This window comes from Chelatococcus sp. GCM10030263 (assembly GCF_042666455.1).
Taxonomy (GTDB): Bacteria; Pseudomonadota; Alphaproteobacteria; order Rhizobiales; family Beijerinckiaceae; genus Chelatococcus.
Genome location: NZ_JBHTDB010000005.1, coordinates 698056 through 716206 on the forward strand (window position 1 = coordinate 698056; position 18151 = coordinate 716206).

Genomic DNA, 18151 nt, shown 5'->3' on the forward strand with positions numbered 1-18151 from the left:
ATAATAAAATAGACATTTTTGCAAAGAATTATTATTCATAATTATATGTGAAGTTGTAATTAGTAAGATGTATTATATATTGCAAGGCAGATGTATTGGTGATTATCGAGATTAACATGATTTTTTTGATCCGTAAATCAGGCGGCGGATATTCAGTAACTCCGGATTCGTTGGTGAACTCTGCAATTACCCGCACGCGGTGAGGGGTCGCGCATTGCCCGGTGCAATCAAAGGGGGCAAATTAACATTTTTTCAACCATAAATGGTAATCATGAGCATTAATTCGTGCTCCGAGGTCGCCACCATAGAGTGGCGTTTGTTCATGACGGCTGTCGGTTTCAGCAGCCTGCAATAGCGAATCTTATATTGCGCAACTCCCAATTGTGAGCGGCACAACGTGGGAAGCACCGAATTTATTGGGGTGAATGAGCGGTATGGCGACGAAATCGAAGGCCGGGTCTCAAACCAGACCCGCACGGGTTGGGGCGTTGATCGTTCCAGCTTGCGATCATTCCCTGAAAATGAGGAAAGCGGGGCGGACGAGCCTAGTGTTCAAATGCACGCAACTCATCGCATCTGCTGTTCGCCGGGGAATCGCTGTCTTCATTGCGCTGGCGCTCGCTATCGGACCTGTCACAGGTCCTGCGAGTGCCGCGAACCGCTATTGGGACCCCAACGGCACCGCGTCCGGCCGCGGCGGCACCGGTACCTGGAATACGACCTCGCTCTTCTGGAGCCCCAATGGCGACGGCGTGAGCGGTCCATATACCGTCTGGAGTAATACCAATCTGGATGACGCCATTTTTGGTGGTACCGTCACAGGAACGGTGACTCTGGGCACGTCCATTACCTTGCACAATCTGACATTCGAGGACCTTTCCTCTCCCAATACTGCTTACACGATAACCGGAAATACACTGATGCTCGCCGGGGCGACCCCGACCATTACGGTAAATGGCGGCATCAACGACAATGCCATCATTAACTCGATTATTGCCGGAACCGCGGGGCTGACCAAGGCCGGTGGTGGCGTCTTGACCCTCAATGGAGTGAACACCTTCAGCGGTGGAGTCACCGTCAATGGGGGCGGGCTCGCCGTCAATGGCGATGCCGCTCTCGGCGCATCGAGCAACGGAATTACGATGGCCGGTGGCACCACGCTGATCAACGCCGGCACCACGGACCTGAGCGCCGGTCGCGTCGTCACCATCACCGGCAATGTCACACTCACCACAACCGGTACCGGGGAGGTGGGGTCGGCACGTTTTACCGGCTCGGGCGGCTTGACGATCAACACGAATATTGCACTAAACAATAACGCGAATGATTACACTGGACAGACGATTTTCAGGGGCCAGGGAAATCACCTGTTCACCTCGATTGGTAATGTCGGCGGTGGGCCGAGCGCACTCGGCGCGCCAACGACGGCGGCTAACGGTACAATCGTGCTTAACGCCGGGTCCGGCGCGGAAAGCTATGCGATTTATACCGGCACCGGACCAGCCAGTTCGGACCGCAACTGGGTCTTGAATCCAGCCGGCTTCTCCGAAGCGGCCATTAAGAATTCGGGCGGTGGGACATTGACTTTGTCCGGCTCCATCTCGTCGGGGGGAGGCACGAGCCCCGGCCTGATCTTCTGGGCCGATACAAGCGATCTCGTACTCTCGGGCGTGATCAGCAGTTCCGGGGATAAGCCGGTCAGCTTGACCGGCAGCGCTGTGGCCCGCAGCATCACTCTCACTGGCGCCAATACCTTCAACGGTCCGGTCTCGATCGGGGTCGGTGCCTTCGGCGGAGGAGGCGCCGTGACGGTGCGGGCCAGCTCGCTCGCGAATATGGGGACTGCCAGTTCACTCGGCACAGGCACGGCCGGCACCGTTACCATCAATAGCGGCAGTGCGCTGAGCTACATCGGTTCCGGAGGCAGCAGCGATCGGACATGGACGATCAACGGGAACGGTACGATTCGAAATGACGGCACCGGCGCGCTGGCCCTGAGCGGTCCTGTGACCTTCCAAAGCGCAGGAGTGGCTGAAAACTTGACGCTGGGCGGGACTTATTCGGGCGTCAACACGTTTTCCGGCCTTATCTCCGGTACGGGTAATGTGATCATGGACGGCGCCGCAGGCGACACCTGGCTGCTTACCAACGCCAATACATATGTGGGCACGACGACCGTCAACGGCGGTACGCTTCAAGTCGGGAATACTCAAGCTTTCGGGCTGGTGCCCCAAGCCGTCGCGGTCAATGGCGGCACGCTCGACCTCAACGGCTTCGATGTGACCTTCACGCAGCTGTCGGGTACCGGCGGCAGCGTGGCGCTCACCGGTGTCGACCTGAGTATAAACGGCACGACTACAACGAGCTATGCCGGCAGCATCGCCGGAGACGGGGGCCTCGTCAAACGTGGCACCGGCACGCTCACGCTCACCGGCAGCAACACCTATACCGGCGCGACCACCGTAGGTGGCGGCACGCTTGCCCTGAACTTCAGCGCAGCCGCCGCGCCGGCGAGCAATATCATTTCGAATGGCTCGGCCCTGACGATGGCCGGTGGCACGCTCATCATAACGGGTGCTGCGGGCGTCGCTAATACGCAAACCTTCAATGGTCTCACTGTGGCCGCGGGCAACAACAAGGTCGCCGCGACCTCCGGCGGCTCCGGCGGCAGCCTTACGCTGAACCTGGGCGCCATCTCTCAACTGGGCGGTCTGATCGACTTCGCTCTTCCTTCGGTGGGTAGTGGTGCGATCACCACTACGAATCCTATCGGTAATTTAGGGGGGTGGGCAACGGTCACGAGCGGCACCAATACCGACTATGCCAAGGTAGTAGACATCGGGGGCGGCATCAGGGTTATTGCCGCCTTCACGGCGGCGGATTATCAGAACCGGGACGATGCGAGCACGTGGCTGAACGGCGAAGTCATCAGCGATGCTGGGGGTGGTGCAAATACTCCTTTCTTCGGTACAGTGAACGGCAGCAAGCAGATCGGTGGCTTGCAATACACTGCCGCGGCAGCGTCGACCGTTACCGTCGGCAGCGGACAAACACTGGGAATCGACGGCACGATCATCGTGGGTTCCTCAGTCGGCAACACGGGTAAACTCATTCAGGGCGGCAATCTCACCGGGCCCGTCAACGGCGGAACCTTGGGTGTCCTGCAGAATGGTACCGGCAACTTCACGATTGCCTCCACGATCATCGACAACGGCGGCGCTGTCGGTTTCGCCAAGGGCGGTGCCGGCCAGGTTACGCTATCCAATAACAATAATAGCTACACAGGTGAAACGACGCTGAGCGGGGGCACGTTGGCCGTCAGCAGTATAGGCAATGGTAATGTGAATAGCGCAATCGGCGCCTCCTCTGCCGATTCCTCCAATCTTGTACTTGAGAACGGTACGCTACGTTACACAGGTGTAACCGCAACGACGAATCGCGGATTTACTTTGATCAACGGTGGTCCAGCGCGTGCGATCCAAGTCGATAGCGGCACGAACCTCACGTTTTCAGGCCTAGTGACTAGCCCCGATGATGCCGGCTTCACCAAGACCGGATCCGGGATCCTGACGCTCTCCAACGGCAGCAACAACTATGTCGGGGTCACCAATATCAATGGCGGTACGCTTTCGGTCGGTACCCTGGCTAACGGCGGTGTCGTGAGCGGAATCGGCGCATCTAGCGGTAATCCTGCCAATCTCGTCCTGACCGGTGGTGGGTTCCTGCAGTATACAGGCGGAACCGCTAATATTGATAGGGGTTTCACAGTAACGGCCGGCGGGGGCGGCGGCGGGTTCGACGTGAGCGAAGCTGCTACTGCTCTTACTTTGAGCGGGACAGGGGTGGGTAACGGTACCTTAAACAAGCGGGGGCCCGGAACGCTGGTATTGGCAGGCATGAATACCTATACGGGCGGCACGTCCGTCCAGCAGGGCACGTTGCGTGCCGGCTCCACGCAGGCCTTCGGCCCCGTTACCGGGGGCGGGAATATGGCGGTGGCGAGCGGCGCGACATTGGATCTTGCCGGGTTCGACAATACAATCGGAGGACTCAACGGCACCGGGACGGTGGTCCTGGGTACGGCGACGTTGACGATAGCCAATAAAGGCATCTTTGACGGAGCTATAGATGGGGATGGCGGGATTGTCATCACGAACGAGCAGACGCTCTCGGGCTGCCGCAGCAACTATCGCGGCTCGACTAATATCAGCGGCATCTTGAGCGTCGACTGCTTGACGGATGGTGGGCAGCCAAGCGGTATCGGCGCCTCGAGCAGCGACCCCGAGAATCTCGTTCTCACCCGGAATGGCAGGCTCATCTATACCGGGTCGGACGTCACGACCGATCGCGGCTTCCAAGTGTTGAGCGGAGGTGGAACGTTCTCCCGCATCGAAGTAGCAAACCCTGCGACAAGTTTGGCATTCACGGGCGTGTTCGCGGGCGATGGGGCCCTGTGGAAGGATGGGCCTGGCACTCTAACGCTGTCCGGCGACAATACCTTCGAAGGCCAGATCGAGGTCAGGGAAGGCACCCTGCAAGCGGGCTCGAGCAGCGCCTTCGGCGCCGCCAGCGTCAGTTTGCACAATGTCGCCGGTGTAGTGCTGGACGTTAACAATTTGGACCCGTCCGTAGCCTATCTCGTCGGCGGCGGTTCGAACGGCGGCAACGTTACCTTGGGCACGGGCACGCTGACCATTACCACGGGCTCTACGCAGAACGATGGCACCGGCGTCGATTATGCCGGCGCGATCAGCGGCGAAGGCGGCGTCATCAAGAGCGGTGCTGCGGCCCAGCGGTTCTCCAGCTGCAGCAGCACCTACAACGGCTCCACCACCGTCAATGCCGGCACGCTCGAAGTCGGCTGCCTCACCAATGGCGGCACCGCGAGCTCCATCGGCCAATCGGATTCCGACGCGGGCAACCTCATTCTTAACGGCGGCACGCTCAAATACGTCGGTGATGGCGACACGACGGATAGGCTGTTCACCCTTGGTCCGTCCGCCACCGGCAAGCTCGATGCGTCCGGCACCGGCCCGGTGAGCTTCACCAACGCTGGAGCGATCGCTTTCTCGAGCCCGAACACGGCTCAGACGATCAGGATCGGCGGCACCAGCACTGCCGATAACAGCTTAGCCGCCCAGATCACCGACAACGGCACCGGCCAGACCTCGCTGACCAAGGAGGACACCGGAACCTGGATCCTGCGCAATCAGGCAAGCACCTATACCGGCGTTACCACCATTTCGGGTGGCGTGCTCGGCGTCGATAAGCTCGCCAACGGCGGAGAGGCGAGCAGCCTCGGCGCCTCGGCCAGCGACGCCTCCAATCTGGTGATCGGCAACGGCTCTACTCTGCGCTACACCGGCATCGGCGATACAACCGATCGCCTGTTCACGCTTGCGCAAGGCACCACTTTCATCGAATCGTCCGGCACCGGTGCTGTCGTTTTCTCGAACACTGCGCCCATCACACTGCAGGGCACCGGCACACGCACGATCGCGCTCGGTGGCAGCAACACTGACCTCAATACCATGGGCGGGGCGATCGCCGACGCCGATGCCACCACCGGCAGGACGACGCTGGCCAAGAACGGTCCAGGCACCTGGATGCTGACCGGCAACAACACCTATACCGGCAATACGGTCATCAACGACGGCAATCTCGTCATCGGCAATGGCGGCACGAGCGGCAATGCTGGCGCTGGCAACGTTATCGTCAATGCGCCGACCTCCACCTTGTCGTTCAACCGCGGCGACACCTTCGACTTTAATGGCACGCTAAGCGGGCCGGGCACCATTGCCCAGATCGGCACTGGCACCACGGTGTTGACGGCGACGGGCAACGCGATCGGCGCGGCGCGGATCGACGCCGGCACCTTGCAGATCGGCAATGGCACGAACCCGGGCGATCTGACCACGGCGACACTCGCCATGAACGGTTCCGGCACGCTGATCGTGGCGTCGAACGGCACGGTTGGGGCCGCGGGCGGCACGCAGACCGCGATCACGGGCGATGGCGGTGCGAGCGCGATCACTGTCGATGCCAGCGGCACGCTGCGGGCCAACGGCGATCTCGGCGGTGGCAGCGACGTCGTGACCCTCCTGGGCATGCTCGATACCGGCGCCACCGCGCTCAGCCTTGGCGATGGCGACGACAGGCTGACGCTCAACGACGGCGCTGCGTTGAGTGGCAGCGTCGATGGCGGTGCCGGCACGGACCTCTTGCAGGTGAACAACGCCGCGCCGCTCACCCTGGACACGGCGCGCGTCACTGGCTTCGAAAGCCTGGACAAGGAACTCGCCGGCACCCTGACGCTGACGGGTGACCACAGCTATACGGCCGGCACGACGATCGGTGACGGTGTCCTGCAGATTGGCGACGGTGGTACCTCCGGCACGCTCGCCGGGCCCATTACCAATAACGCGACGCTCGCCTTCAATCGCTCGGATGCGCTGACCGTCGCCGGCCCGATCTCCGGGACGGGTGGCGTCAACCAGATCGGCGCGGGCGTCACCACACTCACCGGCGCGAACAGCTATGCCGGCCCGACCGATGTCCAGGCGGGCACCCTGCTCATCAACGGGGACCAGTCGGGCGCGACCGGACCGACTTCGGTGGCGAGTGGTGCTGCGCTCGGCGGCACGGGGGTTCTTGGCGGCAACCTGACCGTCGCCGATGGCGGCGCACTCAATCCGGGGGGTGTCGGCAATGTGCCGGGCACGCTCACCGTCAATGGTGATGTCGGGCTCTCTGGTGGCTCGATCCTCAACTACAATTTCGGTGAGGCGAATGTCGTCGGCGGGCCGTTCAACGACCTTCTCATCGTGCGCGGTGATCTCACCCTAGGCGGTACCCTCAATGTCACGCAATCGCCCGGCGGCGTCTTCGGGCCGGGCGTCTATCGCGTCGTCAGTTATGACGGGACACTCACCAACAATGGGCTCGCCCTGGGCACAATGCCGGCAGGCAGCAATGTCTCGGTGCAGACCGCGGTCGCCAACCAGATCAATCTTATCAACACGACGGGCCAGACGCTGAACTTTTGGGATGGCGATGCCGGCCCAAAAAACAACGGCGTGGTCAATGGCGGCGACGGCACTTGGCAGAACTCGACGGGCAACGACAATTGGACCGACAGCGCCGGCACGTTGAATGCGCCTTATACGGATGCGACCTTTGCCATTTTCCAGGGCACGGGTGGCGTCGTCACGGTCGACAACAGCCTCGGCAATGTCAGCGCCGCGGGCATGCAGTTCGCGGCGGATGGCTATACCATTCAGGGCGATCAGATCACGCTTGTCGGTCCGCAGTCGACCATCCGCGTCGGCGACGGAACTGACCCGGGCGCGGGTTATACGGTCACCATCGCCGCCGAGCTCACCGGCACCACTGAGCTCGTGAAGTCCGATCTCGGCACCCTCGTGCTCACCGGCACCAACACCTATACTGGTGGCACGGCGATCGACGGTGGCACGCTGCGGATCTCCTCGGACGCCAATCTCGGCGATGCGGCTGGTGGCCTCCGCTTCGACAACGGCACTCTCAACACCACGGCGGACATCACGAGCGGCCGTATCGTGACGCTCGATGGCGCCGGCACCTTTCTTGCCGACGCCGGCACAACGGCGACTTTCACGGGCGATATGACGGGGGCAGGCGCCCTCACCAAGGATGGCGCGGGCACGCTGGTGGTGGCCGGCGACGCAAGCCACAGCGGCGGCACGACCATTACGGCGGGTACCCTGCAGGTTGGCGACGGGGCGACCTCCGGTTCGCTCGTCGGCAATGTGATCAACAACGGCACGCTCGCCTTGAACCGTTCCGACGAGGTTACCTTTGCCGGCTTGGTGTCCGGCACCGGCGACCTCCAGCAGATCGGCACCGGCACCACCATCCTCACCGGGGACAGCACCTATACGGGCGGCACCACGATCGCGTCCGGCACGCTGCAACTCGGCAACGGCGGCACCTCGGGCTCGATCACCGGCGATGTGGCCAATGACGGCACGCTCGTCGTCAATCGCTCCGATGCGCTCACCCTGGATGGCGTGATCTCCGGCTCAGGCGACCTCCAGCAGAGTGGCACGGGCACCACGATCCTCACCGGGGACAGCACCTATACGGGCGGCACGACGATCGCGTCCGGCACCTTGCAGCTCGGCGACGGCGGCACCTCGGGCTCGATCACCGGCGATGTTACCAATAACGGCACGCTCGTCTTCAATCGCTCCGATGCTGTCACCTTCGCCGGCGTGATCTCCGGCTCGGGCGACCTCCGGCACATAGGCGATGGTATCACCACCCTGACGGCCACCAATACCTACAGCGGCGGCACAGCCATCGATGGCGGCACGCTGCGAATCTCCACCGACGCCAATCTCGGTGATGCGGCGGGGGGGCTTTCGTTCAACGGTGGCACGCTCAACACGACGGCGGATGTCGCGAGCGGCCGCGACGTGGCACTCGCCGGCGCCGGCATTTTCCTGACGGATGCCGGGACCAGCACGACGTTGACCGGCGGCATCTCTGGGGCGGGTGCGCTCACCAAGGATGGCGCGGGCACGCTGGTGGTGGCCGGCGATGCGAGCCACAGCGGCGGCACGACCATCACGGCCGGCACGTTGCAGGTCGGTGACGGGGCGACTTCCGGTACGCTTGCCGGCGACGTGACCAACAACGGCACGCTTGCCTTCAACCGTTCGGACGACGTTACTTTCGCGGGCGTGGTCTCCGGCACGGGCGACCTCCAGCAGATCGGCACTGGCACCACGATCCTGACCAGTGACAGCAGCTATACGGGTGGCACGACGATCGCCTCCGGTACCTTGCAGCTTGGCGACGGCGGCACGTCGGGTTCGATCACCGGCGATGTGACAAATAACGGCACGCTAGCCTTTGACCGTTCGGACGCGGTCACTTTCGATGGCCTGATCACTGGTACCGGTGGCGTCAACCAGATCGGCGCGGGCATGACGACGCTGACGGCGGACAATGCCTATGCCGGCCCGACCGACATCCAGGCCGGTACGCTCCTCGTGAATGGCGACCAGTCGGGCGCGACCGGGCTGACCTCGGTGGAGAGCGGGGCCACGCTCGGCGGCATGGGCACGCTCGGCGGTGATGTCACCGTGTCTGACGGTGGCGCGATCAGCCCGGGCAGTTCCGGCGACGCGCCGGGCACGCTCACCGTCAACGGCAATGTCGCGCTCTCGGGCGCCTCCGTTCTCAACTACAATTTTGGCCAGGCGAATGTCCCCGGCGGTGCCTTCAACGATCTTCTCACGGTTCACGGCGATCTGACGCTTGACGGCATTCTCAACGTGACGACCACCGTGGGCGGGTCCTTTGATCCCGGCATCTATCGTGTCATCAGCTATGACGGGACGCTCACCAACAACGGACTTGCGGTCGGGACGATCCCCTCGTCCGACTACTATGTGCAGACTGCCGTGGCCAATCAGGTCAATCTCGTCAACGCGACGGGTCTGACGTTGAACTTCTGGGACGGTGCGGCCGGACCGAAGAACGACGGCGACATCAATGGCGGCGATGGCACTTGGCAGAACTCGACCGGCAACGACAACTGGACCGAAAGTACCGGGCAATTGAACGCGCCTTACAGCGATGGTGCCTTCGCAATCTTCGAAAGCACCGCCGGAACGGTGACGGTCGACAATAGCCTGGGGAATGTCAGCGCCTCCGGCATGCAATTCGCCAGTGACGGCTACAGCATCGTGGGCGATCGGATTACTCTCGTCGGCCCGCAATCGAACATCCGCGTCGGCGACGGCACTGAAGCGGGCGCCAACTATACGGCGACTATCGCCGTCGAGCTCACCGGCAACACTCAGCTCTTGAAGTCCGATCTCGGAACGCTCGTGCTCTCCGGCATCAACACTTATACCGGTGGCACGGCGATCAACGGCGGCACACTGCAGATCGCGTCGGACGCCAATCTCGGCGACACCGTCGGTGGCCTGTTGTTCGACGGCGGCACGCTGAACACGACGGCTGATATCACCAGCGGCCGCGACGTGACGCTCGACGGCGCCGGCGCCTTCCTGACGGATGCCGGGACCACCACGACGCTGACCGGCGGCATCTCTGGGGCGGGTGCGCTCACCAAGGATGGCGCGGGCACGTTGGTCGTGGCAGGCGACGCAAGCCACAGCGGCGGCACGACCATTACGGCGGGTACCCTGCAGGTCGGCGACGGCGGGACCTCCGGCACACTTGCCGGCGATGTCACGAATAACGCCACGCTCGCCTTCAACCGTTCGGACAGCTCGACTTTCGGCGGCGTGGTCTCCGGCACGGGCGACCTCCAGCAGATCGGCACTGGCACGACGATCCTGACCGGTGAAAGCAGCTATACGGGCGGCACGACCATCGCCGCCGGCACCTTGCAGCTCGGCGACGGCGGTACCTCGGGCTCGATCACCGGAAATGTGGCGAATAACGGCACGCTCGCCTTCAAACGCTCCGACGCGATCACCTTCCCAGGCCTGATCGTCGGAACCGGCGGCATCGACCAGACCGGCACGGGCACGACGACGCTGACGGCGGACAACGCCTATGCCGGCCCGACCAACGTCCAGGCCGGTACGCTGCTCGTCAATGGCGACCAGTCGGCGGCACCAGGCCTCACAACCGTGGCAACCGGCGGCACGCTCGGCGGCACGGGGATCATCGGCGGCGATGTCACCGTCGCCGACGGCGCGATCAACCCTGGGGCGCCCGATGCGGTCGGTACGCTCACCGCCAATGGCGATCTGACGCTTGGGCCGGGCTCGTTCTTGAACTTCGAGTTCGGTCAGGCCAATGTCGAAGGGGGTGCGCTCAACGATCTCCTGAAAGTGGGGGGCGACCTCACCCTCGACGGGACGCTCAACGTCACGACCACACCGGGAGGCAGCTTCGGACCGGGCATCTACCGCGTCATCAGCTATGGCGGCAGCCTGATCGCTGACAACACGCTCGGGCTGGGCACGGTGCCCGACGGTTCACATACCAGCATCCAGACCTCGGTCGCCCATCAGGTCAATCTGGTCAACGGCGCAGGCCAGACGCTGAACTTCTGGGATGGCGATGCTGGCCCGAAAGCCGATGGCGTCGTCAATGGCGGCGGCGGCATCTGGCGCGCCGCCGGCGACGACAACTGGACCGATCCGACGGGCGGTACGAACGCAGCCTTCACCAACGGCAGCTTCGCCATCTTTGCCGGCGCACCCGGTACGGTGAATGTCGACAACGGCCTCGGCGCCGTCACCGCCTCCGGAATGCAGTTCGCCACCAACGGCTATACAGTTCAGGGCGAGCCGATCACCTTGGTCGGCACCCAGGCGACCATCCGCGTCGGCGATGGCACGGCTGAGGGCGCCGGCTATCGGGCAACGATTGCCGCCGAACTCACCGGTTCGGCGGGGCTCGTGAAAACCGACCTCGGCACGCTCGCCCTGACCGGCACCAACAGCTACACCGGCGCAACCGATGTCGTCGGCGGCACGCTGGCGGTGGACGGCTCGATCGCCAGTTCGGCCCTGATGGTGCACAACGGCGCGAGGCTGACGGGCATCGGCACGGTCGGCCCGACGACGGTCGCCACCGGCGGTACCATCGCCCCGGGCCACTCGATCGGCACGCTCAATTTCGTCGGCCCCTATACCCAGGCGAGTGGCACCGCATATGAGGCTGAGGTCGATCCGACCTCGACCGCTTCCGACCAAGTCGCAGTGACGGGTGGCGCGACCCTCGAGAGCGGGGCTGTGATCAACGTCACCAAGACGACAAATGCGCCTTATAAGCTCGGTACGCGCTATACCGTGCTGACCACCACGGAGGGCTTGCGGGGCAGCTTCGACGTGACCGGCGACACCACGCTCACGGCCTTCGCTGGGCTCACCGATCTCTACGACGCCAACAACGCCTATCTGGTGGTGGCGCAGACGCGGTCGTTCACCGAGGCTGCTCGGACGCCTAACCAGACCGCCGTCGGCACCGGCCTGGACGGCTTGCCGCCGACGAGCGCGCTGTTGACCGTGCTCATCAACATGCCGGACGACGCGGCCGCTCGCCAAGCCTTTGACCAGCTGTCGGGCGAGATTCACGCCTCGGCGCGCACAGCCTTCGCGGAGGAGAGCCATTTCGTCAGGGATGCCGCGACCGACCGCATTCGCGAGGCCTTCTGCGCGGTGGGCGCCAATGTGACGACGCATAGGAATATTGGCGCGCCGTTGCGCCTTGGGGACTCGCAACGTCCGTCGGATGAGTGCGAACAGGACGATCGGCTCACGCTGTGGGGCCAAGCCTTCGGATCTTGGGGCCACACCGATGGCGACGGTAATGCCGCCTCGCTCTCGCGCTCGACCGGCGGCTTCTTCCTGGGGGCGGATGCACCCATCCGCGACAACTGGCGGATCGGCGTGCTCGGCGGCTACAGCCGCAGCAGCTTCGGTATTACCAGCCGCAACTCGTCTGCGGGCAGCGACGACTACAACCTCGGCCTCTATGCCGGCACACAATGGGCCGCCGTCAGCCTCCGCGCCGGTATCACCTATACATGGCATGATATGACGACGAGCCGCTCGGTTACGTTCCCGGGATTCGGCGACACACTGATGGCGAACTACAATGCCGGCACGACGCAGGTCTTCGGCGATGTCGGCTATCGCATCGATGCCGGTCGGTTTGCCTTCGAGCCCTTCGCCAATCTAGCCTATGTCAACTTGCATACGGACGGCTTCACCGAGAACGGCGGAACTGCTGCCCTGAAAGGCCGCAGCGACGATACGATGACCACTTTCACCACGCTCGGCCTGCGCGCCGCGACCGACCTCGCTTTCGGCAACGTCGGCTTCAAGGCGCGGGGTTCGCTCGGCTGGCGTCATGCCTTCGGTGACACGCCAGTGGCGACCCTTTCCTTCCTTGGCGGCAGCGCGTTCGGCATCGCCGGCGTACCGATCGCGAACAATGCCGCTGTCCTCGACGCCGGCCTCGATTTTGGTATATCGGAGGAGGCACTGCTCGGCCTATCCTATGGCGGGCAGTTCTCGACCAGCGCCGTCGACCAATCGGTTCGCGGTAATTTCAGTCTCAAATTTTGACGAGGGTCATTCGTGGTCTCATATTTGCAAAGAACAACGCCGATTGCGGCGCTCCTGATGCTTTCGCTTCTCGGCTGGCCTGCCATGGCCCAGAATGGGGGGCTTCCCGGTGGAGCGAACACCCTGAACGAAAGCCACGGCGATTGGGCCGTATCCTGCGCCGTCGTCAATCAAAACGGTGCTCCGGGGAAAGTTTGCGTGCTGTCGCAGCAACAGACCACCGGCCAGTCCGGCCAGCGTGTACTTGCGGTGGAATTGCGCCCGCAGGATACGACAGTCGATGGTACGCTGGTGCTGCCCTTCGGCATTGCGCTCGACAAGGGCGTGACGCTGCAGGTCGACGACGGCCCGGCGCTGGCCCCCTTGCGCTTCCGCACCTGCCTGCCCGGCGGCTGCGTCGTCGACCTCAGCTTCGACGCCAAGATGCTGCCGCTCCTGCGCAAGGGCAGCAGCTTGAAGATCAGAACGATCGCCGACGGCGGCAAGGAAACTCAGCTCGCCGTCTCCCTCAAGGGTTTCCCCAGCGCACTCGACAGAACGATCGCCCTCTCGAAGTAGCCCGAGCTCCGCCAGGATCCGCCTCCTGGCGGTGTTGGCACGGTCGTTCCGACGAGGCCGATCTTAGTCCCGGTCGCGGCGTTGGTACCCCGCCGCTGACCACACTACGTGCCCGGGGACGACTGATTCAGGCGCTCGCGCCCACCGTCTGCCCGGCATTAGGGCGCCAGCGCAGGAAATGATCCTCGAACAAGCACACGGCGTGTCGAGCACCAGCGCGAAAACGGTAAGCAGAAGGATGCCGGCGATCACCGAATTGATGTCGAACACGCCTCCGCCAGCAGCGCGGAAGCCGTTGGTTGTAGTCCCTTATTGCTGTCGTTCCGGTGCGCCGGATTATGGCGCACCGAAAGGGCAGGCGTCCGCGCCGTGGGCGGCCGCCTTGGCGGCGAGGTCGCGGGCTGCAGCCTCGTCCCTGTTATAGTAGATCGCGACATCCGCGCCGCTGCTTGCATCGCTCGTCATCTGCGCCGCTGGGGGGCAGGGTGAGCCGGTCGAGCTGGTTATGGCTGATCAGCACCGCCCTGGCGCACAGCCGGATAGCCCGCCGAGCCGGATCTTGGTCACGATCGGTTCGGTGACCAGCATGTCGATTACGGCGCTGTTCATGGCCGGTGATACGACGATTGCGGCCACGCGCCGTTCTATGAGAACGCCACGCGCTATAACCGGGAACTCGATCGGTGCGTGATGGAGGCCTCGGCAGGCCTGTAGGACTGAATAGGTTCCGGATCGTCGAAAGCCGGGACCACCAATAGATCCTGCCGACACACAGTCGGAAGACTGCGCCGCGTCGATTGGCCCGACGCGGCGCTTCCCCTCATTCGCTCGAGACTTGCGCCATGGCTTTGGTCGTTCCGGGGTCGTAGCCCGGCAGCACACGGACGTCCAGGACGACCGTCCGGCCCTCCTTGAGGGCAGCAATGGCCTGCGCGAGGCTCTCCCTGAGCTCGGCGAGGTCGGTGACCGGACCGATGCCCACAGCCCCTTGCGCCCGCGCAACCATGCCGAGGTCGATGTCGGGATCCGCCATGCGCTGACCGATCCACTTGTTGTCGACGACGCGGCCGCGCTGGCGCGCCATGCGCTCCTGGTGCAGCTCATCATTGAAGAAGGACGTGTTGTTGGCGACGACGATCAGCACGGGGATGCGGTAATGCACCGCGGTCCAGATTGCCGATGAGCCCATCATGAAGTCCCCGTCGCCGAAGACGGCGATCGGCAGGCGGCCGGTGCCCTTGAGCGCGAGCGCAGCCCCGATCGCCATGCCCGGCCCCGAACCGAGGCCAGCGCCGCCGTCGATGCCGAGATAGTCCAGCGGGTGTTCGATGGTCCACAGCTTGCCCGCCCAGGAGAGCGGGCCGCGGATGAGGCAGACCTCCTCCGCATCGACCGCCTCGGCAAGTGCGGCGGCCAGGGTAGGGACACTCAGCGGCTCGTCGGACGCATGGGCGGTCAGCACCGGCGGGGCGGTCGGCGCAGGACGCGCCGGCCAGGCCGAGGCAGGGCGCGCACCGGACCGCTCGACGGCGGGCAGCACCAGCGAGACCGTCGGGTCCGGCTCCGCCAGCGCCAGAATATCCGCCGGCGGCAGCCCCTGGTGGTCCATACTCCAGCCGTTATGGACATATTGGTCGCCGGAGATGTGGACGACCGTGGCCGAGACGGTGTCCTGCCCCCAGGCGGCCTTGAGCGTGCCGGCGAGGTCGATCCAGTCGAGGCTGAGCACCACGTCGGCCTCTCGCAGGAGCGCGGCGGCATCCGGATTGAGGAAGGTGCCGGCCGGCGCGCCATGCAGGCGGTGACTGGTTGGAAAAGCCGCCGGCGCCTTGAGGTCGGTGAGCACGACCGCATCGAGCGCTTCGGCGAGGCGAATGCGTTCGGCCCAAGCCTTCTCCTTGCGGCTCACGCGCCCGGCCAGGATGATCGGCCGCTTGGCGCGCAGGAGATGACCGGCAATCTGGCCGATGACCTCCGGTGACGGCACGGTCGGCGGCCCCGGCCGATAACGCTGCGGATCGGGGATTGCCGGGCGCTCGCCGAGCTTCATTTCCTGGAGCCCGGCATCGAGGCAGATATAGGTCGGCCCCTTGGGGTAGCTATTCGCCATCTGGTGGGCGCGCAGAAAGGATTCCACCGCTGCCTCGACGGAGGCGGGCTGGTCATCCCATTTCGTATAGGGGCGCAGCAGCGCACCCTGATCGCGGGCCGTGTGGATCCAGTCGATCCACGGCCGGCGCTTGGCGGCATCCACCGGTCCCGTCGCGCCGACGATCACCATCGGCACCCGGTCGCACCAGGCGTTGAACACGGCCATGGTCGCATGCATCAGACCGACATTGCTGTGCACGATCGCCGCCATCGGCTGCTCGGTCACCTTGGCCCAGCCATGGGCGATGGCGATCGCGTGCTCCTCGTGGAGGCAGAGCAGCATCTGCGGCTTTTCATTGCCGAGGTGATTGACGAGGCTGTCGTGCAGGCCGCGGAAGCTCGCGCCCGGATTGAGGGCGACGAATGGAATGTCGAGCGCCCGCAGCATATCGGCGGCGATATCGCTGCCCCATTCGCCGGCGGACGGGGAGGGGAGCGGGCGCTCCAGATCAGCCGGTTCGCGCGGAGCGTTGAGCACGGTCTCGCCGGCTTCCGTCATGGGAACTGTCTTCAACACGGACCTCTCTCGGTCTGATTGCGCGGAGCTCTGGGCCACTCGTGGGCCGCGCCGTCGGTTTCGCGGCTCAAGGGAAAAGCTTGACGTTGACGTTTTTCACCTGCGTGCAGGCAAGCATTTCCTCGAAGGCTTCTTCCTTGCCGTAACCGGATTGCTTGAAGCCGCCGAAGGGCACGCCGACATAATGCGTGCTCGAGTCGTTGATCCAGAGATAGCCGGCCTCGATGCGCGCGGCCATCCGGTGCGCCCGCTCCAGATCATGCGTCCAGATGGAGGCCGTCAGCCCCTGCTCCAGCGCATTGGCGCGGGCGATCACGTCCCCCTCGTCCGACCAGCGCAGGATGCTGAGCACCGGCCCGAAGACCTCCTCGCGGGCGATCGCCATGCCATCCGTGACATCGGCGAAAACCGTCGGCTCGACGAAGAAGCCCCGGTCGAGAGGCGGCGCGTCAAGCCGCCGTCCGCCGCACACGAGCCGTGCACCTTCCTCCTGCGCCAGGCGGATATAGCGCATCGTCTTGTCGAACTGCGCCTGGGTCGAGAGGCAGCCCATCTCCGTGGCGGGATCGGTCGGCAGGCCGACCTTGATGCGCGAGACCATCTCGGCGACGAGCGGCACAACCTGATCGTGAATAGCGTCGTGCAGATAGACGCGGCTCGTCGAGCCGCAGGACTGGCCGCCGACGGAAAAGAAATTCATGCCGCGCACCACGGCCTGGGCGATCTCCTGCGGCGTGGCATCCGCGCAGGCGATCAGCGCGTTCTTGCCGCCGAGCTCGAGGCTCAAATGTTTCAAGGTGCTGCTCGCCGATTTCATCACCGCCCGGCCCGCGCCGATGCTGCCGATGAGCCCGATCTTCGCGACCTTCGGATGCTCGGTGAGTGCAACACCCGCTTCCAGCCCGCCGGTGACCACATTGAAGACGCCGGGCGGGAAAATGTCGGCCCAGAGCTCGGCGAGGCGCAGCGTCGACAAGGGCGTCTGGTCAGCCGGCTTGATGACGAGCGTATTGCCGGAGGCGAGCGGCGCGCCAGTCTTGCTCGCCGAGAAGAAGAGCGGATGGTTGAAGGCTCCGAGGCGGGCGACGACGCCGAGCGGCTCGCGCAGCGTGTAATTCAGCACGCCCGCCTGGATCGGGATCGTATGTCCTTTCAGCTCCGGGGCAAGTCCCGCGAAATACTCGAGATAATCGGCGCTGAGCTCCACATCGACCTGCATCGGCTTCAGCGGATTGCCGCTGTCGAGCGCGTCGATCGTGGCGAGTTCTTCGGCATGCTCGCGCAACACGGCAGCAGCCCGGCGCACCAGCTTCGCCCGCTCGGCAACCGGCGTGTCGCGCCAAGCGGGAAAGGCGGTCGCCGCTGCTTGCACCGCCGCGTCCACATCGGCGCGGCTGGCGTCGGCGACAGCACCGAGATCCTCGCCTGTTGCCGGATTAGCGACGGCGATCGTGCCGCCCGCCGCGGACCGATGCCAGGCGCCGCCATAGAAGAGGCCACGTTGGGCGGGAAGGACGGATGTCCGACGTTCATGCATGATCAGTGCCTTGCAAAACTTTAGGGATGGGGAGCCCGGCTGGGCGTTCGTCTGGTGCGCTTTCGACCATGGCAGAGGGTGACGAGCGCCCCGTGCGAGAGCATCGGGCGGTCTAGTTCAACGGCTTGCGCATCGGCTTGGTGGCCTCATCCCATCATGGGCCGCGAAGTCGGCTGACGGCGCCCAGTCATCCATTCCGCTCAGATCTTCACAGTCGATCGCTGGAAAAAATCGGCCCTGTTCGCGAATTGCCGACGCGGCGCAAAAACTTCTTCTCCGTAAGCG

At 64.1% G+C, this 18151-nt stretch carries 5 protein-coding genes; 2 read left to right on the forward strand and 3 right to left on the reverse strand.

The features are described from left to right. Nucleotides 1-548: 548 nt before the first annotated feature. Nucleotides 549-13103, forward strand: a complete 12555-nt coding sequence (locus ACFQU1_RS13475) for an autotransporter-associated beta strand repeat-containing protein (protein WP_378133307.1) — start codon at nucleotides 549-551, stop codon at nucleotides 13101-13103. A 12-nt stretch (nucleotides 13104-13115) separates the two neighbouring features. After that, nucleotides 13116-13661: an invasion associated locus B family protein gene (locus ACFQU1_RS13480; protein WP_378133309.1), complete on the forward strand. Its 546-nt coding sequence runs from the start codon at nucleotides 13116-13118 to the stop codon at nucleotides 13659-13661. 336 nt (nucleotides 13662-13997) lie between these two features. Here ACFQU1_RS13480 and ACFQU1_RS13485 read toward each other — a convergent pair whose 3' ends face one another. From ACFQU1_RS13485 to ACFQU1_RS13495, 3 genes are all read right to left on the reverse strand, one after another. Next, complete coding sequence (locus ACFQU1_RS13485; protein WP_378133311.1) at nucleotides 13998-14126, reverse strand: hypothetical protein; 129 nt, start codon at nucleotides 14124-14126, stop codon at nucleotides 13998-14000. A gap of 355 nt (nucleotides 14127-14481) precedes the next feature. Continuing rightward, nucleotides 14482-16326, reverse strand: a complete 1845-nt coding sequence (locus ACFQU1_RS13490; RefSeq protein ID WP_378133313.1) for a thiamine pyrophosphate-binding protein — start codon at nucleotides 16324-16326, stop codon at nucleotides 14482-14484. Nucleotides 16327-16396: 70 nt separating this feature from the next. Beyond that, on the reverse strand, nucleotides 16397-17866 hold the full coding sequence (locus ACFQU1_RS13495; RefSeq protein ID WP_378133315.1) for an aldehyde dehydrogenase family protein: 1470 nt from the start codon (nucleotides 17864-17866) through the stop codon (nucleotides 16397-16399). Between the last annotated feature and the right edge of the window lie 285 nt (nucleotides 17867-18151).

Coding starts and splice junctions, on each gene's coding strand:
- ACFQU1_RS13495 (WP_378133315.1), bottom strand. CDS start 17,866: ATGCATGAACGTCGGACATCCGTCCTTCCCGCCCAACGTGGCCTCTTC.
- ACFQU1_RS13485 (WP_378133311.1), bottom strand. CDS start 14,126: ATGACGAGCGATGCAAGCAGCGGCGCGGATGTCGCGATCTACTATAAC.